Genomic DNA, 17,741 nt, shown 5'->3' with positions numbered 1-17,741 from the left:
TGCGGGCGGGGCGATGAGGCTGGCGCGGGACCTGCACCCCGTGGCCTGGTGGACGTGGGCGGTCGGGCTCGCGGTGGCCGCGTCCTGCACGACCAACCCGCTCCTGCTGCTCGTCCTGCTCGGGGTGATCACGCTCGTCGTGCTGACCTGTCGCTCCGACCAGCCGTGGGCACGCTCGTTCCGCCTCTACGTGTGGCTCGGCGTGGTCGTGATCGCGGTGCGGATCCTGTTCCGGATCCTGCTCGGCGGGGACGTCCCGGGCCAGGTCCTCTTCACCCTGCCGGCGATCCCGCTGCCGGACTGGGCGGCGGGCATCTCGCTGCTCGGCCCGTTCACGCGCGAGGAGCTGCTCGCCGCGGCGTACGAGGGTCTGCGCCTGGCCACTCTCCTCATCGCGGTCGGCGCCGCCAACGCCCTGGCCAACCCCAAGCGGCTGATGAAGTCCCTGCCGCCGGCCCTCTACGAGATCGGCACGGCGATGACGGTCGCCATCAGCGTCGTGCCGCAGCTCGCCGACAGCGCCCGCCGGGTGCGGGCGGCGCAGCAGCTGCGCGGTGGACCGCAGGGCCGGTTCCGCCGGCTCCGCGGCGTACGACGACTCCTGGTGCCGATCCTGGAGGACTCCTTCGACCGCTCGCTCGCCCTGGCCGCCGGGATGGATGCCCGCGGGTACGGCCGCACCGGGGAGCTGACCGCGGCCCAGCGCCGCGGCACCGGTGCCCTGATCATCGCGGGCCTGCTGGGCGTCTGTGTCGGCGTCTACGCCTTCCTCGACAGCACCGCGCCGCGCATCCTCGCGCTCCCGATGCTCGCCGTCGGGACGCTCGTCGCGCTCGGTGGCTTCGCCCTCGCCGGCCGGCGGGTGCAGCGCACCCGCTACCGCCCCGACCGTTGGCGGTTGCCCGAGATCGTCGTCGCCGCCTCCGGGATCGCCGCAGGTGCGGGCATGTGGGGCGTGTGGCGATGGGACCCGCAGGTCGCCCACCCCGGCGTCCTCGTCGTCCCCGAGGTCACCCTGCCGGCCCTCGCCGCCGCCCTCGTCGCCGTGCTCCCTGTCTGGGCGGCCCCGCTCCCCGTGACCGCCCAGCGCCGCGAGGAGGCCCTCGCCTGATGCTCGAGCTGCGCGGGATCACGCTCACCTACGACGCTGCCGACCACCCCGACGGGAGCCGGCCGACCACCGTCCTCGACGGGATCGACCTCACCGTGTCCGACGGAGAGCTCGTCGTCCTCGCCGGACCCACCGGGGTCGGGAAGTCCACGCTGCTCGGCGTCGTCGCGGGCCTGGTGCCGTCCTACACGGGGGGCACGCTGACCGGCGACGTCCTGCTCGACGGCGTCAGCATCATCGAGCGGCCGGCGCGGGAGCGCGCCCACGCCATCGGGTACGTCGGCCAGAACCCCGCCGCCTGGTTCGTCACCGACACCGTGGAGGAGGAGCTGGCGTTCGGCATGGAGCAGCTCGGGCTGCCGGCGACGACGATGCGCCGCCGGGTGGAGGAGACCCTCGACCTGCTCGGTATCGCCGAGCTGAGGTACCGGGACCTGCGCACCCTCTCGGGCGGGCAGCAGCAGCGGGTCGCGATCGGCGCCGTACTGACGGTCCACCCGCGACTGCTCGTGCTCGACGAGCCCACCTCGGCGCTCGACCCGACGGCCGCGGAGGACGTGCTGGCCACGCTCACCCGGCTGGTCCACGACCTCGGTGTCTCGGTCCTGGTCGCCGAGCACCGTCTCGAGCGCGTGGTGCCGTTCGCCGACCGACTCTGCCTGCTCGGTGGCGATCCCGCGCGGCCCGGCACGGTCCGGGTGGGGGACCCGGCCGAGGTCCTCCGCGACGCCCCGATCGCTCCGCCGATCGTCGAGCTGGGCCGGCTGGCCGGCTGGGAGCCGCTGCCGCTCACGGTCCGCGACGCCCGGCGGCAGGCACCCGAGCTGACGGCCCGGTTGGGGGGCCCGCCGCACCGGGAGCGACCGGCTTCCGCCGAGCCGATCGTCGAGGTACGACGGCTGGTGCTCGCCCACGGCCGGACGCCGGTGCTGCGGGAGGTCGACCTCGCGCTCAGCCCCGGCACGGTCACCGCCCTGATGGGGCGCAACGGTGCGGGGAAGTCCACGCTGCTGTGGGCCCTCCAGGGCCGTCACGAGGCTGGGTCCGGCACGGTCCGGGTGGTGGGGGCCGATCCGTCGAGCCTGCGCCCGGAGGAGCGGAGGTCCACCACGGGGCTGGTGCCGCAGAGCCCGGCGGACCTGCTCTACCTCGAGACCGTCGCCGCGGAGTGCGCCGCCGCCGATCTGTCGGCCGGGGCGGACCCGGGGGCCTGCCGCGGCCTGCTCGAGCGCCTCGCGCCCGGCATCGACCCCGACCACCACCCGCGCGACCTCTCCGAGGGCCAGCGGCTGGCGCTGGCCGTGGCGATCGTGCTGACGGCGCGTCCGCCCGTCCTGCTGCTCGACGAGCCGACCCGAGGTCTCGACTACCCGGCCAAGCGGGCCCTCGCGGGCCTGCTCCGCGAGCTCGCGCGCGAGCCCGGTGCACGGCGCGCGGTGCTCGTCGCCACCCACGACGTCGAGTTCGTCGCGCAGGTCGCCGACGACCTCGTGGTCCTGGCCGAGGGCGAGGTCGTCTCCGCGGGTCCGGTCGCCCGGGGCGTCTCGGAGTCGCCCGCCTTCGCCCCGCAGGTCACCAAGGTGCTCGGCGCCGGCTGGCTGGGCGTCGACGACGTGGCCGAGCGACTGGCCGCCGGGTCCGCGGGCGTCACGCCGTGAGCGGGCACACCGGCCGGGGCGGGCACACCGACCGGCGCCGACCGGTCGCCGTGCCCCTCCGGCTGCGATCGGGGGCGGTGCTGGCGATCACCTCGGTGATCGGCCTGCTCATGCTGGCCTGGCCGCTGCTCCTCGACGTCTCACCCGACGCCGAGCGGGTCGATCCGCCGTTCCTCTTCCTGCTCCTGCTGCCGGTGATCCTCGGCGTGGTCCTCGCCGAGATGAGCGAGGGAGGGATGGATGCGCGGGTGCTCGCGGTGCTCGGCGTCCTCAGCGCGGTCAACGCGGTGCTGCGCCTGGCCAGCGCCGGCACCGCGGGCCTGGAGCTGGTCTTCTTCCTGCTGATCCTCGGCGGCCGGGTCTTCGGCGCGGGCTTCGGGTTCGTGCTCGGATGCACGTCGCTGTTCGCGTCCGCCCTGATGACGGCCGGGGTCGGGCCGTGGCTGCCCTTCCAGATGCTCGTCGCCGCCTGGGTCGGGATGGGCGCCGGCCTGCTGCCGCGCCGCGTGCGCGGTCGCGGCGAGATCGCCCTGCTCGCGGCGTACGGCGTGGTGTCGGCGTATCTCTACGGCCTGCTGATGAACCTCCAGGGCTGGCCGTTCATGGCGGGTGTGCAGGTCCCGGGGCAGGACTCCACCGAGATCTCCTACGTCCCGGGCGCGGCGCTCCTCGACAACCTGCATCACTTCGTGGTCTACACGCTGCTGACCTCCACCGGCGGTTGGGACACCGGTCGGGCGATCACCAATGCGCTCGCCATCGTGCTGCTCGGCCCGGCCGTGCTGGTCACCCTGCGCCGGGCGGCACGTCGGGCCCGGATCGACCCGACACTCGCCCCGCGATGAGCCGAACGCCGACGGCCCGGTCCCGGAGGGACCGGGCCGCCGGTGGTGTGGGACGGGTGGAGCTGGTGGATCAGGGAACGACGGTCACCGTCAGGAAGTTCGACGAGATGTAGTCGTCGTAGCCCGCGTCCTTGGTGTAGTACGCCTGGAAGGTGTAGGTGCCCGGGCCGAACGGAGCCAGGTTGCCTCCGGCGAGACCCGTGCCCGAGGTGACCTCGCGGCAGAAGTCGGTGCCGGCGTTGAACTGGCCGGAGCCGGCCGGGTAGAACGACTCGAAGCCCAGGAAGTAGGGCGACTGCGAGCCGCCGGCGACGTTGCCGTTCTGGTAGAAGTCGACGTAGCCGCTGGTCGCGGGGCCGCCCTTGTACTTGACGCTGCCGGAGAGCGGCGTGCTGCTCGCCGGGGTGCTGATGTCACAGGTCAGCGTGGTGGTGCTGACGGTCAGGGCCGAGTCGTAGACCTCGAACTTGGTCTTGCCCTTCTGCTTCTTGAACTTGGCCTTGACCTTGTAGTGGCCGGTGCCGAGGGCCGGCACCGTGTACTTGGCCTTGCCCTTCTTGGCCTTGGCCTTGCCCTTGACGGTCACGCCGTTGTCGCCGACCACGGTGAACTTGACCTTGCCCGAGCCGCGGAGCTTCGTGGCGGTGAGGACCAGCCTGCTGATGCCGGGCTGCACGCCGTCGGCGGACTTCTTGATCTTGATCTTGTTGCCGGCCTTGGCCCGCGCCGCGACATCGGCGGCAGCGACCGAGCCATCGGTGCTGGTGGCCGCGGCGGCGGTGGACGTCAGGGCCGGCGTGGCGAGGGCGACCGCGGTGATCGCGACGACGCCAGCGGAGACGAGCCTACGCATGATGGAGCTCCTTCAACGGTAGAGACCGACCGTGCGAGAGCGAGGTCCCGAGTCGGCCAGGGGTGAACGCAGTACCTCCTTCCCTGGCCGCCCCGGCGTAAACGCCTGCTTGTCCGGGCTACGGCTCGATGAGCAGGATCCGGTCGTCGTCGGCGGCGGGGTCGCCGCGGCCGTCCTCGTTGCTCGTGGTCACCCAGAGCCGGCCGTCGGGCGCGCGGACCACGGTCCGCAGCCGTCCGTAGTCGCCGGTCCCGCCCTTCCCGGCGAAGAACGCCGTCGGGTCGCTCACCTGGCCGTCGGCGACCTTGATCCGCCACAGCCGCTCGCCGTTGAGGGCGGCCATCCACAGATATCCGCCGGCGTAGGCGAGGCCCGAGGGCGACGCCTCGTCGGTCGGCCAGGTCAGCTCCGGCTGGGCGTACTTCGCGGGACCGCCGGTGCCTTCCACGACCGGCCAGCCGTAGTCCTCGCCCGGCACGATCCGGTTGAGCTCGTCGGCCTCGCTGTCACCGAACTCCGAGGCCCAGAGCAGCCCCTGGTCGTCGAAGGCGAGGCCTTGCACGTTGCGATGGCCCCAGGACCACACCGCGTCGCCGAACGGGTTGCCGGGTGCGGGCTCGCCGTCGGCGGTGATCCGGAGGATCTTCCCGGCCATCGACTCGCGATCGCGCGCGAGCTGCTCGTCGCCGATCTCGCCGGTGGAGACGTAGAGGAAGCCGTCGGGGCCGAAGGCCAGGCGGCCGCCGTCGTGCCGCAGGCCGTCGGGGATGCCGGTCAGGACCGGCTCGGTAGCACCGAGCTCGTCGCCGTCGAGCTTCGCGCGCACGACGCGGTTGTCCTCGTCGGTGGTGACGTAGAAGTAGATGAGGCCGTCGGTGGCGAAGCCGGGCGAGACCGCCACCCCGAGCAGCCCGGCCTCCCCGCCGGGAGCGGTCTCGGGGATCCGGCCGACCTCGACGACCTCGCCCTCCTCCTCGCTGGTCTTGCCGTGGCCGGGAACCTTCGGCGCCGTGACGAGCAGCACTCGGCCGCTGTCGCGTTCGGTGACCACCCCGCGCCCGTCCGGCAGGAAGTCGAGGCCCCACGGGGTCGCGAGCCCGGTCGCGGCGGTCGCGACGACGTCCGGGACGCCGTCGATGCTGAAGATGACCTCGCCGTCGACGACGGAGCCGGTCGGTGCCGCGGTGGCGGTGCCCATCACGTCGACGGTGCTCACATTGCCGCCCTGGCCGCAGCCCGCGGCCAGGAGCGCCAGCGCGGCGAGCGCCGCCGTGACACGGGGGAGCCGCCTCACGGGAGCCGCCCCAGGAACTCGAGCAGCAGGCCGTGGACCCGTTCGGGCTGCTCCAGCTGCACGAAGTGCGATCCGCGCAGCTCGACGTACGTGCTCTCCTTGCCGCTCTCGGCCAGGCGGCGGGACGCGCCGGCCATGTCGCGGGCACCGGCCAGGATGTCCCAGGTCGCCGAGACGAACATGGTCGGCACCTCGATCCGGCTCAGCCGCACCCGGGGGTGCTTCGAGGTGCTGATCGCGAGATGGGCGTACCAGTCGACCGGCGTGGTGAGGAACTCCCGCAGCCCGACCGCGGCGGCCTCGGGATCGGGGACTCGGAACAGGAAGCCGGTGCGTCCCAGCAGCGAGACGGTGGCGGCGTTCACCGGAAGCCGCCGGACGAGGGGGTTGACCGCCCAGCCCGTGTGCTTGGCGACGCGGCAGGCGTTGACCGTGACCGCCCGCGCCAACAGACGGGGCAGGTGCAGGGGACCGAGCATGGTGGCGAAGGTGTCGCCCGGGACGCCGCACATCGCGAAGATGCCGCGGACCCGCTCGGGATGGCGGTAGGTCAGCTCGAAGGCGGTGTTGACGCCCATCGACCAGCCCATGAGCACCGCGTTGTCGATGCCGAAGTGGTCCATGACGGACAGCCCGTCCTGGACGAAGTGCTCGATCTCGACGTGCTTCGGGTCGGCCGGGCGCTCCGACCCGCCGACGCCGCGGTGGTTCCACGACACCACCCGCACCCCGCAGTCGGGATCGAGTAGCCACGGCCACAGGTGGGCGTTCGTGCCCAGCCCGTTGCAGAGCACGACGGTCGGACCGTCGATCGTCCCGTCCGGGTCGTTGGTCCAGGCGCGGACGTGGGTCCCGTCGTCGGACAGGATGTCGCGGAAGGCGATCGACGCGGACCGAACACGCTGCTCGGGCCGGGGAGCGGAGGTCGACATGGCGTCGATTCTGCCGGACGCCGGTCCGAGCGGCGCGGTGCTCAGGCGTGCAGCGAGACGGAGCCCTCCAGCAGCGGGGTACGGCGGGCGTCGGCACGGGCGGCGAGGAAGGCCTCGACGTCCTCGCGCTCGGCGCGGCGCTGGGTGCAGGCGGTGAGCGCGACCATGGCGTTGCGGCGAGCCCGCTGCTGCAGTGCGACGGACCAGGTGTGGACGAGACGGCGGAGGGGCGGGGGCATCGCGGGGGGAGGCAGTGCCATGGGGCGTCGGCTCCGGATGGGGGACGGGGGAGCCCCGACGCTACGTCCGGCGGTCGAGGAGCAGGTCACGTCGGGGTGACATCTGGGTGAACCGTCACGCGGGTGGCCCGGGTCGCGCCCACGCTGGCGACGACGACGCAGCCGATCGCGACCCACTGCACCGGCGCCAGCGCCTCGCCGACGACGAGGAGCCCCGCGAGGGCGGCCGCCGCGGGCTCCAGGCTCATCAGCACGCCGAAGGTCGCGGCCGGCAGGGTGCGCAGGGCGGCGAGCTCGGCGCTGTAGGGGACCACGGAGCTGAGGAGGCCGACGGCCGCGCCGAGCAGGAGGACTCGCTGGTCGGCCAGGTCGGCGGTGTCGACGGTCAGCAGCAGCGGCGTCAGCAGCGCGACGGCCACGAGGCTGGCCACGCCGAGACCGTCGATGCCCTCCCAACGCCGACCGGTGGCCGCGCTGGACAGGATGTAGCCGGCCCACGCCGCCCCGGCGAGGACGGCGTACGCGACGCCGACGGGATCGAGGTGACCGCGCTCGAAGCCGAGCAGGAGCACGCCGAGCGCCGCCAGCGCGACCCAGCCGAGATCGCGGGGGCGGCGGAAGCCGATCGCCGCGAGCACCAGGGGACCGATGAACTCGATCGTCACCGCGACGCCGATCGGGATCCGGGAGAAGGACTGGTAGATGCCCCAGTTCATCGCGCCGAGACAGGCGCCGTACCGGGCCGCGACCAGCCAGTCCTCCCTGCTGCGTCCCCGCAGTCGGGGGCGCGCCCACAGCAGGAGCACCAGCGCGCTGGTCGCCAGCCGCAGCCACACCACGCCGTTGGGTGCGATGTCGTCGAAGAGGAGCTTCGCGAACCCGGCGCCGAGCTGCACCGACCCGATCCCCAGTACGACGAGGCCGATCGCCAGGCCCAGTGGCGGGCCGTGGCGGGAGGTCGAGTGCACCCGCCCGACACTAGTGCCGCCCTCGGGACGCGACGAACCGCCGATCCCCCCATCGGATCGGCGGTTCGCGCCCTTCGCGGGCCGGTGGGCTACTTGGCGGCGACGAGCCCGTCGATGGTGACCTTGCGGCCGTCCTTGCTGATCACCTTGATCTTGAGCGTGCCGCCCTGCACGCCGGCGAAGTCGGCGAGCGAGACGGTGGCCCGGCCCTTGCCCTTGAGGCTGATCTTCTTCAGCAGCGTGCCGTTCCAGGAGACCTTGACCTTGCCGCCCTTCTTGGCGTTGGTCACCATCAGCGCGAGGTGGCGGGCCTGGACGCCGCTGATGACGAGCTTGCGGCCCTTCTTCTTGGCGGTGGTGGCGGTGTTGTTGAACGCCCCGGCCTGGGCGGTGCGCTTCCACTTCTTGCCGGTCAGCGCGGTGTCGTCGAGCGGAACGGTCGTGCAGCGCTCGGCGGAGCGGAAACCGAGGTTGTTGGCCTGGTCGACGCCCTGGGCCTCGAAGCAGTAGGTGCCGCCGAAGTCGCCGGCGAAGTGCTGCGAGGAGGTCGTGACGTTGTTCGCGATGACCTGCTGGGCGCCGAAGCCGCCGTTCCACGCGGCGGAGCGGACCATGACGTCGGCGCTCTTCACACCGGAGAGGGAGTCGGTGACGCTCCACGCGACGTCGAAGCCGGGCGAGGCGACCTGGGTGCCGGGTGCGGTGACCTGGGCGCTCGGACCGGCGACGTCGAGGAAGTCCGCTTCGACGTACGACGAGTTGCCGTTCTCCACGATGCCGGCCGCCACCACGTTGCCGTCACGGTCCATGTCGGCCGCGAAGGGACCGTCGGTGGCGCCGGCGGCGTACTCGTTGAAGAGCAGGATCGGGTTGGTCCGGTGGCGCAGGGTCAGCTGGTCCGCGTCGTTGTGGACCACCACCTGGGCACCACGGTCGGAGATCAGGCTGAGGTGCCGCTGGTTGGTGACCGTCTTCGGCTCCGCGACACCGGCCGCGCCGAAGGTCTGGTTCGGCTTGGCCACCGCGGCGCGGATGACGTAGGTCGTGCCGTTCTCGAAGGCGGTCCAGGTGACCTGCATCGTCCCGTTGGGGCTGACCGAGAGGTCCCGGAAGGCGGTGCCGACGCCGATGGGGGAGACCAGCTCGCCGCCGCCGAGCCCACCGGCGGCGTCGACCCGCGTCACGACGGCTCGCGCACCGGCGTCCTCCCAGCCGCCGACCAGGACCGCTCCGCGGCCGTCGTCCGCGAGCCTCGCCACGGTCTCCTCGGTCAGGTCGCCGTTCCACAGGACGGGCTTCGGTCCGAGCCAGCCCACGCTCGCGTTGCGTCGCGTGACCATGACCTGGTCGCCGTTGTCATCGGTGAAGTACGACATCAGGACATCGCCGGCCGCGTTGGCGTCGATCGACGGCCGGAAGGTGTGCGCTCCGAAGGTGGTGAACTGGGGCGTGGCGCCCTTGGCCCACATGGTGGCCGACACGCGGTGGGCGCCGTCGGTCTCGGCCTCGTAGGCGACGTGCACCCGGCCGGCGCCGTCCATGACGACGTCTGTGCTGTGGACCGTGTCGAAGTCGCCGCTGAGTGCGGCCGAGCCGTCCCAGGTGCCGTTGGCGAGCGGTCGCGAGCCGCGTACCCGCTCCTCACCGAGCAGCGTCTGGGTCCACACGACCACGGCGTCCCCCTGGTCGTTGGCGGCCACGTGGACGTCGTGGGCATCGGTGACCGCGGCCGCCGTGACCGCCTTCGCCGCCCCCCAGACGCCGTCGTTGGCGACGGCGGCGTAGACCTTGGTGCCACCGGGGACCTCCCGGGCCCACGCGGCGACGGCGTCACCGGACCCGAAGGCGGCGACGTCCACGGAGTCGGGGACGCTGCCGGAGCCGCTGATGTTGCCGCCGTCGATGCCGCCCACGGCCTGGGCCGGGGTGGCGAGTCCGAGGGAGAGGGTGCCGACGGCGAGGGCCGCGGTCGTCAGTCCGAGAAGCTGGGTGCGCATCGTGGTGCCTTTCGTGGAGGCCGGGCGCCGGGCCCGGTTGCGTTGTTCGACGGGGGTAGGAGCGGCCGGCCCGGCGGACCTTGCAGATTTCCGGAGACCTCTTCTCGGGCACCTGGTCGAATGCAGCAGCTCGTCATGCCCCACCCCTCGCCCGCCGGTGGGCGCGGCGACGTCCGTGCCGGCTACGGACTCGAGAATTCGCCTCGCCCGGGCGATGACTTCTGTCGGTGGCCGGGGTCACAGTAGGGAGAAGACTGACGACGAGCGGAGGCTGGGATGACGACGATCCTCATGGTCGGGACGCGCAAGGGACTCTGGGTGGGCCGTTCGGAGGACCGGGCGGACTGGGCGTTCACCGGGCCCCACCACGACATGGAGGAGGTCTACTCCTGCCTGGTCGACACCCGCGGGACGACGCCGCGGCTCTTCGCCGGCGCTTCGTCGAGCTGGCTGGGACCGCAGCTGCGCTGGTCCGACGACCTTGGCGCGACGTGGCAGGAGACGCCGAACGGCGCGATCCGGTTCCCCGAAGGCGCCGGTGCGTCGGTGGAGCGGATCTGGCAGATCGTCCCGGGCGCCGCCGACGGCGTGCTGCACGCCGGCACCGAGCCCGGCGCCGTCTTCACCTCGACCGACGGCGGCGCGAGCTTCCGGCTCGAGGACGCGCTGTGGAACCACCCCCATCGCGCCGAGTGGGGCGCGGGCTTCGGCGGCCAGGCCTTCCACACCGTGCTCCCGCACCCCGCCGACCCGACGTCCCTGACGGTCGCGATCTCGACCGGCGGCGTCTATCGCACCACCGACGGCGGCGCCTCGTGGGAGCCGCGCAACCAGGGCATCCGCGCCGACTTCCTCCCCGAGGACCAGCGCTACCCGGAGTTCGGTCAGTGCGTCCACAAGGTGACCCGGCATCCGGCCCGGCCCGAGCGGCTCTACGCCCAGAACCACGGCGGCGTCTATCGCTCCGACGACGAGGGCGGCTCCTGGACCTCCATCGGCGACAGCCTGCCCAGCGACTTCGGGTTCCCGATCGTGGTCCATCCCCACCGGCCCGACACGATCTGGGTGTTCCCCCTGGGCGGTGGCGACCGCCGCTACCCGCCCGACGCCCACGCCCGGGTCTGGCGCTCCGACGACGCGGGGGAGTCCTGGACGGCGTACGGCGCGGGGCTGCCCGACGCGTTCTACGTCGGGGTCATGCGCGACGCCATGTGCGTCGACTCCCACGACCCGGCCGGTCTCTACTTCGGCGCCCGCAACGGCTCGGTGTGGGCCTCCGCCGACGACGGCGAGAGCTGGCGGCAGGTCGCGGCCGACCTGCCCGACGTCATGTCGGTCAAGGTCGGGGTGGCTGGGCTCGCTTGAGGGTGCGGCTGAGGGCTGGCGGGAGTTTCGCCGGTCGACCGGCGAATCTCACGCCTGACCGATGAAGTTTCGTCGGCCAAGCGTGAGTTTCACCGGTCGACCGGCGAAACTGTCCCCAACCCCCGAGGCGTAACCTGGGTCCATGCCCACCCTCCGTTCCGCGACGTCCACCTCGGGCCGCAACATGGCCGGTGCGCGTGCCCTGTGGCGCGCGACCGGCATGACCGACTCGGACTTCGGCAAGCCGATCATCGCCATCGCCAACTCGTTCACCGAGTTCGTCCCCGGTCACGTGCACCTGCGTGACATGGGCAAGATCGTCGCGGAGACCATCGTGGCCAGCGGTGGCGTCGCCAAGGAGTTCAACACGATCGCGGTCGACGACGGCATCGCGATGGGCCACGGCGGCATGCTCTACTCGCTGCCCAGTCGGGAGCTGATCGCGGACGCGGTGGAGTACATGGTCCAGGCGCATTGCGCCGACGCCATCGTCTGCATCTCCAACTGCGACAAGATCACCCCCGGCATGCTGCTGGCCGCGCTGCGGCTCAACATCCCGGTGGTGTTCGTCTCCGGTGGCCCGATGGAGGCCGGCAAGACGGTCGCCATCGAGGGCATCGTGCACAGCAAGCTGGACCTGGTCGATGCGATGTCGGCCTCGGCCAACGACGCCGTGAGCGACGAGCAGCTCGACGTGATCGAGCGGTCCGCGTGTCCGACGTGCGGCTCCTGCTCGGGCATGTTCACCGCCAACTCGATGAACTGCCTCACCGAGGCGATCGGCCTGTCCCTTCCCGGCAACGGCTCGACGCTGGCCACCCACGCCAAGCGCCGCGCGCTCTTCGAGGAGGCCGGCCGGGTCGTCATGGACCTGTGCCGTCGCTACTACGACGAGGACGACGAGTCCGCGCTGCCGCGCAACATCGCCACCCGGGAGGCGTTCGAGAACGCCGTCGCGCTCGACGTCGCGATGGGCGGCTCGACCAACACCGTGCTGCACCTGCTGGCGGCCGCCCGCGAGGCCGAGCTCGACTTCAACGTCCACGACATCGACGCGATCTCGCGCCGGGTGCCGTGCCTGTCCAAGGTCGCGCCCAACTCACCCAAGTTCCACATGGAGGACGTCCACCGGGCCGGCGGCATCCCCGCCCTGCTCGGTGAGCTGCGTCGCGGCGGCGCGCTCAAGGAGAACGTCCACTCCGTCCACTCCCGTGATCTCGACGAGTGGCTCGGCGCGTGGGACATCCGCGCCGAGAGCCCGTCCGCCGAGGCGCTGGAGCTGTTCCAGGCAGCCCCCGGCGGCGTGCGTACGACGGAGCCGTTCTCGACCGAGAACCGCTGGGGCGAGCTCGACACCGACGCGGCCGAGGGCTGCATCCGTGACTTCGAGCACGCCTACTCCGCCGACGGCGGACTGGCGATCCTCAGCGGCAACGTCGCGGTCGACGGCTGTGTCGTCAAGACCGCCGGCGTCGCCGAGGAGGCGCTGGTCTTCCACGGCACCGCGATCGTCTTCGAGTCCCAGGACGCCGCGGTCGAGGGCATCTTGGGCAAGAAGGTCGAGGCGGGGCACGTGGTCGTCATCCGCTACGAGGGCCCCAAGGGCGGCCCCGGGATGCAGGAGATGCTCTACCCGACCGCGTTCCTCAAGGGCCGCGGGCTGGGCGCGACGTGCGCGCTCATCACCGACGGCCGCTTCTCCGGCGGCACCAGTGGCCTGTCCATCGGCCACGTCTCGCCCGAGGCGGCCGGTGGCGGCCTGATCGCGCTCATCGAGGACGGTGACCCGATCTCCATCGACATCCCCAACCGCAGCATCCACCTCGACGTCGACGATCACACGCTCGCCGAGCGCCGGGTGCTGCAGGAGAAGCGCGACAAGCCCTACACGCCGCTCGACCGCGACCGCCCGGTCTCGGCCGCGCTGCGGGCGTACGCCTCGATGGCCACCGCGGCCTCCGACGGCGCCTACCGCCGCGTCCCGGACTGATCGGGGCTGGTCGGGCGCCATGGGCAAGGTCCACGCGCGCGTCGAGGGACGCCTGCGCACCTTCGTCGAGCGGCAGCATGTCTTCTTCGTGGGGACGGCGCCGCTCGCCGGCAACGGTCACGTCAACGTGTCGCCGCGCGGCATCCCCGGCACGTTCGGGCTCCTCGACGACCGCACCTTCGCCTGGGTCGACACGTCGGGCAGCGGCAGCGAGACCATCGCCCACCTGCGTGAGAACGGCCGCATCGTCGTGATGTTCTGCGCCTTCGACGGCGCGCCGAATATCATCCGCTTCCACGGCCGCGGCCGGGTGGTGCCGCGCTACGACGACGAGTACGCCGAGCTCGCCGGCCGGTTCGACGACCTGCCCGGCGCCCGCGCGGTGATCGTGGTCGACATCGACCGGATCTCGGACGCGTGCGGCTACGGCGTCCCGCTCATGGACTACGTGGGCGAGCGGGATCTCCTGCCGCGGTACTTCGGACGCAAGGGGGTCGAGGGCTCCGCCGACTACCGGCGCCGCAAGAACCGCACGAGCATCGACGGCCTGCCCGCCTACGACTTCGACCCGCTGGACGAGTGGGCGACCCTCGACGGGCTGGGGCGGATCAGGGAGCGGCTCGCTGAGCAGATCGACGGCTGGGCCTATCCCACGTCGTTCGCACTCGCCCTGGACGGCGAGATCGGCCACGTCAACGCGCCCGGTGGGCAGCACCGCCTGGCGGCCGTCGTCCTGGCGACGGTGCTCAAGCACGACGGCTCGACGGCGACGCTCGACGTGAGCCCCCAGCAGCTCGCCGAGGCGATCACCACCCTCGCGCCCGCCACGGCATGCACCGAGGTCGAGCACCCGAACCTCGCCGCCTGGCGGGCCCTCCGCGATGCGGCCGACGAGCGCGGGGGCACGATCACGGCGATCTTCGTCCGGGACGCGGCCGATCCCGTGAGCTCTCCGGCCGACGCCGACCTGCGCGGGCGCTGGTGAGTCCTCCGCACCGCGTGGCCGCGGTCGTTATCGCGGCCATGGCGCTCCTCCTGGCCGCCTTCACCGACCCCGGCCACGGGTCACGCGACGACTCCGGCGTGCTGCGGCTGCTGACCGCTCCGGCAGCACTCGCACAGCCGGAAGCCGAGCAACCAGGAAAGGCGACGCCCGCGCCCCCCGTGCTCGGCGACGGCACCGCCCGCTGGCAGACGGAGCGTGTGCTGCCGGAGCGCGGGATGCTCGTGGCCTACTACGGCACACCCGGCACCGGAGCGCTCGGCGTGCTGGGCGAGACCGAGCCGAGGAAGGCGTTCCGGCGGCTGCTGCGGGCGGCTGCTCCGTTCGAGCGCCCCGGACGACCGGTGCGTCCGGTCTTCGAGCTGATCGTCAGCATCGCCGACGCCCATCCGGGCAAGGACGGCGACTTCAGCCACGACGTCCGCAAGGCCCAGGTCCGCCGGTACGTCGACGCGGCCCGCGAGCTCGGCGCGCTCCTCGTCCTCGACATTCAGACCGGTCGCTCGGACTTCCTGGACGTGGCGCAGCGCTGGTCGTGGGCCCTCGAGCAACCCCACGTCGGACTGGCCATCGACCCGGAGTGGCGGATGAAGCGCCACCAGGTCCCCGGGCGCGTGATCGGCGGCGTCGGCGCAGCCGAGGTCAACCGGACCAGCGCCTGGCTCTCCGACCTGGTCGTCGCCAACGACCTGCCCGAGAAGCTGTTCATCGTCCACCAGTTCCGCACCTCGATGGTGCGCCACATCGGGCGGATCAAGGCCCGCGACGGCCTCCAGCTGGTCCAGCACGTCGACGGCTTCGGCACCCGCGGCCAGAAGCTCGACACCTACCGGGCCGTGGCTCGCCCGGACGTCTTCGCGATGGGGTTCAAGCTGTTCTACGACGAGGACGTGAACCGGATGGGTGCGGAGGCGGTCCACCGGATCCGGCCGCGCGTGCGCTTCGTGTCCTACCAGTGAGCCGGAGGAAGCGATGAGCGGGACCAACGAGCACGGCCAGGGGGTCGGTGACCCGGTGCCCGGCTGGGAGCCGCGACCCCGCCCGGAACCGGTCCTGCTCAACGGCAGCCATGTCGCCGTCGAGCCGTTGACGTCCGCGCGGTACGCCGAGCTCTTCGCCGCGACCTGTGGCCCCGGCGACGCCGATCTGTGGACCTACCGGCCGATCCCACGCCCGGCCTCGCTGCCGGAGCTGTGGATGCACCTCGCCGCGTACGTCGACGACCCGGCGCTGGTGACCTTCGCGCTCGTCCCGCTGGAGGGGGAGGCGGCGGGCACGGCGGCCGGCATCGCGTCGTACCTGAGGATCGAGCCGGCTCACGGCCAGGTCGAGGTGGGCGGTGTCCTCTTCGGTCGCGCGCTCCAGCGCACCCGTGCCGCCACGGAGGCGATCCACCTCATGATGCGGCACGCCTTCGACGATCTCGGCTACCGACGCTTCGAGTGGAAGTGCGACAGTCGCAACGAGCCGTCGCGACGGGCCGCCCTACGGCTCGGCTTCGTCGAGGAGGGTCGGTTCCGCAACCACATGGTCACCCAGGGGCGCAACCGCGACACCGACTGGTTCTCGGTGACCGACACCGAATGGCCCGCCGTCCGCGCGGCCCATGAGCAGTGGCTGGACCCCGCCAACTTCGACGACACGGGTCGTCAGCGCCGCAGCCTCGGCGAGCTCACTGCGTCGTAGGGCAGTTGGGTCGCGACGGCCTCCGGGCGAGGCGGTCCTCGGTCCAGGCGACGACGTCGTCGTCGAGCGCCGAGCCCGCCTTCAGCACGCTCATGTGGGTGCCACCCGGGTAGCCGTGGAACTCGACGTCGGTGCCGCGTGCGCACAGGTCCGCGACATAGTCCTGGTTGATCCTGAACGCGATGACCTCGTCCTTCTCTCCCTGGCCGACGAACAGGGGAGCGGCCCACGGCCCGGTCGGGATGTTCTCCTCCAGGCGCTGTCCGAACCGGCCGTCGAGAGCACCCGGCCGGACCAGCGGGGTGTCGCGGGCGACCGAGAGCCCGGTGAGGACGGTGACGAGCGTGCCACCCTCTCCGGTGCACCGGGTGGCCGCCTCGCGGATCAGCGTCCACGCCGAGCGCGGCGCGGCATCGGCCACCGTGAGATCGGCGTAGTAGTCGGCGTAGGCCTGCGTGACGAAGGCGATGCCCAGGCTCGCGCCCAGGGCACCGGGGTCCGCGAGCACGCGGTCGGCGATCGCTCTTGGGTTGCTGGCGGGTGACAGTGCCGCCGTGCCCACGACATCCAGGTCGGGTGCGTACGACGGCGCGAGCTGGCCCGCCCACAGGGCGCCGTGCCCGCCCTGCGAGTGGCCCCAGACCACGGTCCTCCCGTCGAGCTCGACGTCGTCGACCTGGCGGGCCGCGCGGGCCGCGTCGAGGACGGAACGGCCCTCACCCTGGCCGATGAGGTACGGCGTGGCGCCCTCCGCGCCCATCCCCGGGTAGTCGCTCGACACGAACGCCCAGCCCAGCTCGGCGAGACGGTCGGCACCGGGCTCCTGGTCGGAGGTGAGCACGTCCGGCCCGATCGACGGCGCGCAGGCGCGAGCGATCCCGACCGTGCCGTGGGCCCACGTGACGAGGGGCAGGGGGCCGGCGACTCCCTCGGGCACGGCGAGGACGCCCGTGCTGGGGACGACCTCGCCGTCCGCGTTCGTGGTCGTGTAGTAGATCCGGGTGCCCTTCATGCCTGGAGGCAGGTCGCCGTCGTACGGCGCGGTGCGGATCAGCATGCCCGGCTCGTCGGGCAGTGCCGCCGGGGTGTCGTAGAACCCGTCGAGCACCGGTGCGCCGTCGCGCAGCGTGTGGCTGATCCAGGTCGTGCCGACGGCCGCCGCCAGCACGACCGTCGCCAGGGCCGCCCGCCCCGCGGTCCGCAGGCGACCATGCCGGCGCGGGCGGGTGCCGAGCAGCCCGCGGACGACGAGGGAGAGGCCGAAGACGGCGGTCCGCCCGCCGAAGAGGACGCCGACGACGATGAGGGTCGCGTCGGGCCAGGTCAGTGCCAGGACGCCGAAGAGGATCTCGGCGAGCCCGAGCAGCGCGCCCACCGCGAGCGCCCAGGTCCGGCTCCGCGCGAACCGCAGCAGGCCGAGGACGCCGGAGACCAGCAGGACCACGCCCGCGGCCGAGGCGAAGAGGTCGATGTCGCGGCCCCACCACACCAGTCCGGCCAGACCGGCCAGCAGCCACCAGGCGCCGGTGGCGACCCGGATCCGGTCGGTGTCGTCCGGGCCGTCGCGACACTCGGCGAGCTCGGCGAGGCCGGACAGCAGACAGCTCACGGCGAGATAGATCCCCAGGAAGCCGACCGCGGTCAGCGGCCGGAGGAACAGGAACAGTCCGAGGACGATCAGGACCGCGCCCAGCGCGGCGAGGGCCCACCGCGGCCCACCCGAGACCAGCCACGGGACGGCGCGGAAGCGGGACCGGGGCGGCGAGGGGGGTGCGGGATCTGCGGGGCCGGTCGTCACGG

At 72.7% G+C, this 17,741-nt stretch carries 15 protein-coding genes; 8 read left to right on the top strand and 7 right to left on the bottom strand.

The genetic code is table 11. The annotated features are described in order from the left end of the window. The first annotated feature begins 13 nt into the window (after window positions 1-13). Genes KVF89_RS08865 through KVF89_RS08855 form a run of 3 tightly spaced genes read left to right on the top strand, consistent with a single transcriptional unit; the run spans window position 14 to window position 3,614 of the window. Window positions 14-1,111 carry a CbiQ family ECF transporter T component gene (locus tag KVF89_RS08865; protein WP_257424971.1) on the top strand — a complete coding sequence of 366 codons (1,098 nt, stop codon included), beginning with the start codon at window positions 14-16 and terminating at the stop codon, window positions 1,109-1,111. Continuing rightward, window positions 1,111-2,769, top strand: coding sequence for an ABC transporter ATP-binding protein (locus KVF89_RS08860; RefSeq protein WP_257424970.1), 1,659 nt, complete (start codon window positions 1,111-1,113; stop codon window positions 2,767-2,769). The genes KVF89_RS08865 and KVF89_RS08860 overlap by 1 nt, the downstream gene beginning before the upstream one ends. Continuing rightward, window positions 2,766-3,614 carry an ECF transporter S component gene (locus KVF89_RS08855; RefSeq protein ID WP_372497883.1) on the top strand — a complete coding sequence of 283 codons (849 nt, stop codon included), beginning with the start codon at window positions 2,766-2,768 and terminating at the stop codon, window positions 3,612-3,614. The genes KVF89_RS08860 and KVF89_RS08855 overlap by 4 nt, the downstream gene beginning before the upstream one ends. A gap of 70 nt (window positions 3,615-3,684) precedes the next feature. On the opposite strand, the gene KVF89_RS08850 is transcribed toward KVF89_RS08855, so the two are convergent. The 6 genes from KVF89_RS08850 to KVF89_RS08825 all read right to left on the bottom strand — a co-directional run bounded on the left by KVF89_RS08850 (window position 3,685) and on the right by KVF89_RS08825 (window position 9,897). Next, the gene (locus tag KVF89_RS08850; RefSeq protein WP_257424969.1) at window positions 3,685-4,467 is read right to left on the bottom strand and encodes a hypothetical protein; all 783 of its coding nucleotides are present in this window, start codon (window positions 4,465-4,467) and stop codon (window positions 3,685-3,687) included. A gap of 118 nt (window positions 4,468-4,585) precedes the next feature. Then, complete coding sequence (locus KVF89_RS08845) at window positions 4,586-5,761, bottom strand: PQQ-dependent sugar dehydrogenase (protein ID WP_257424968.1); 1,176 nt, start codon at window positions 5,759-5,761, stop codon at window positions 4,586-4,588. Further along, window positions 5,758-6,693: an alpha/beta fold hydrolase gene (locus KVF89_RS08840; protein WP_257424967.1), complete on the bottom strand. Its 936-nt coding sequence runs from the start codon at window positions 6,691-6,693 to the stop codon at window positions 5,758-5,760. The genes KVF89_RS08845 and KVF89_RS08840 overlap by 4 nt, the downstream gene beginning before the upstream one ends. Before the next feature lie 41 nt (window positions 6,694-6,734). Then, window positions 6,735-6,953: a hypothetical protein gene (locus tag KVF89_RS08835; protein WP_257424965.1), complete on the bottom strand. Its 219-nt coding sequence runs from the start codon at window positions 6,951-6,953 to the stop codon at window positions 6,735-6,737. 65 nt (window positions 6,954-7,018) lie between these two features. Further along, a complete protein-coding gene (locus KVF89_RS08830) occupies window positions 7,019-7,900 on the bottom strand; it encodes an EamA family transporter (RefSeq protein ID WP_257424963.1) in 882 nt (293 codons plus the stop codon). An 89-nt stretch (window positions 7,901-7,989) separates the two neighbouring features. Continuing rightward, entirely contained in the window at window positions 7,990-9,897 is a 1,908-nt protein-coding gene (locus KVF89_RS08825; RefSeq protein ID WP_257424957.1) for a hypothetical protein, read from the bottom strand. Between the two features lie 276 nt (window positions 9,898-10,173). Between KVF89_RS08825 and KVF89_RS08820 the strand changes: the two genes are divergently transcribed. From KVF89_RS08820 to KVF89_RS08800, 5 genes are all read left to right on the top strand, one after another. Next, a complete protein-coding gene (locus tag KVF89_RS08820; RefSeq protein WP_257424956.1) occupies window positions 10,174-11,262 on the top strand; it encodes a WD40/YVTN/BNR-like repeat-containing protein in 1,089 nt (362 codons plus the stop codon). A gap of 142 nt (window positions 11,263-11,404) precedes the next feature. Continuing rightward, window positions 11,405-13,252 (top strand): dihydroxy-acid dehydratase, encoded by a 1,848-nt coding sequence (gene ilvD / locus KVF89_RS08815; RefSeq protein ID WP_257424955.1) that lies wholly within the window; start codon window positions 11,405-11,407, stop codon window positions 13,250-13,252. 19 nt (window positions 13,253-13,271) lie between these two features. Next, entirely contained in the window at window positions 13,272-14,237 is a 966-nt protein-coding gene (locus KVF89_RS08810) for a pyridoxamine 5'-phosphate oxidase family protein (protein WP_257424954.1), read from the top strand. A 38-nt stretch (window positions 14,238-14,275) separates the two neighbouring features. Beyond that, the gene (locus tag KVF89_RS08805) at window positions 14,276-15,214 is read left to right on the top strand and encodes a hypothetical protein (protein ID WP_257424953.1); all 939 of its coding nucleotides are present in this window, start codon (window positions 14,276-14,278) and stop codon (window positions 15,212-15,214) included. 13 nt (window positions 15,215-15,227) lie between these two features. Next, window positions 15,228-15,941: a GNAT family N-acetyltransferase gene (locus KVF89_RS08800; RefSeq protein WP_257424952.1), complete on the top strand. Its 714-nt coding sequence runs from the start codon at window positions 15,228-15,230 to the stop codon at window positions 15,939-15,941. On the opposite strand, the gene KVF89_RS08795 is transcribed toward KVF89_RS08800, so the two are convergent. Then, complete coding sequence (locus KVF89_RS08795) at window positions 15,928-17,739, bottom strand: lipase family protein (RefSeq protein WP_257424951.1); 1,812 nt, start codon at window positions 17,737-17,739, stop codon at window positions 15,928-15,930. The genes KVF89_RS08800 and KVF89_RS08795 overlap by 14 nt on opposite strands. Between the last annotated feature and the right edge of the window lie 2 nt (window positions 17,740-17,741).

It is taken from the genome of Nocardioides carbamazepini (genome assembly GCF_024614185.1).
Lineage (GTDB): Bacteria > Actinomycetota > Actinomycetes > Propionibacteriales > Nocardioidaceae > Nocardioides > Nocardioides carbamazepini.
This window is presented reverse-complemented; position numbering and strand designations above follow the sequence as displayed.

Coding starts and splice junctions, on each gene's coding strand:
- KVF89_RS08865 (WP_257424971.1), top strand. CDS start 14: ATGAGGCTGGCGCGGGACCTGCACCCCGTGGCCTGGTGGACGTGGGCG.
- KVF89_RS08860 (WP_257424970.1), top strand. CDS start 1,111: ATGCTCGAGCTGCGCGGGATCACGCTCACCTACGACGCTGCCGACCAC.
- KVF89_RS08850 (WP_257424969.1), bottom strand. CDS start 4,467: ATGCGTAGGCTCGTCTCCGCTGGCGTCGTCGCGATCACCGCGGTCGCC.
- KVF89_RS08840 (WP_257424967.1), bottom strand. CDS start 6,693: ATGTCGACCTCCGCTCCCCGGCCCGAGCAGCGTGTTCGGTCCGCGTCG.
- KVF89_RS08835 (WP_257424965.1), bottom strand. CDS start 6,953: ATGGCACTGCCTCCCCCCGCGATGCCCCCGCCCCTCCGCCGTCTCGTC.
- KVF89_RS08825 (WP_257424957.1), bottom strand. CDS start 9,897: ATGCGCACCCAGCTTCTCGGACTGACGACCGCGGCCCTCGCCGTCGGC.
- KVF89_RS08820 (WP_257424956.1), top strand. CDS start 10,174: ATGACGACGATCCTCATGGTCGGGACGCGCAAGGGACTCTGGGTGGGC.
- ilvD (WP_257424955.1), top strand. CDS start 11,405: ATGCCCACCCTCCGTTCCGCGACGTCCACCTCGGGCCGCAACATGGCC.
- KVF89_RS08810 (WP_257424954.1), top strand. CDS start 13,272: ATGGGCAAGGTCCACGCGCGCGTCGAGGGACGCCTGCGCACCTTCGTC.
- KVF89_RS08805 (WP_257424953.1), top strand. CDS start 14,276: ATGGCGCTCCTCCTGGCCGCCTTCACCGACCCCGGCCACGGGTCACGC.
- KVF89_RS08800 (WP_257424952.1), top strand. CDS start 15,228: ATGAGCGGGACCAACGAGCACGGCCAGGGGGTCGGTGACCCGGTGCCC.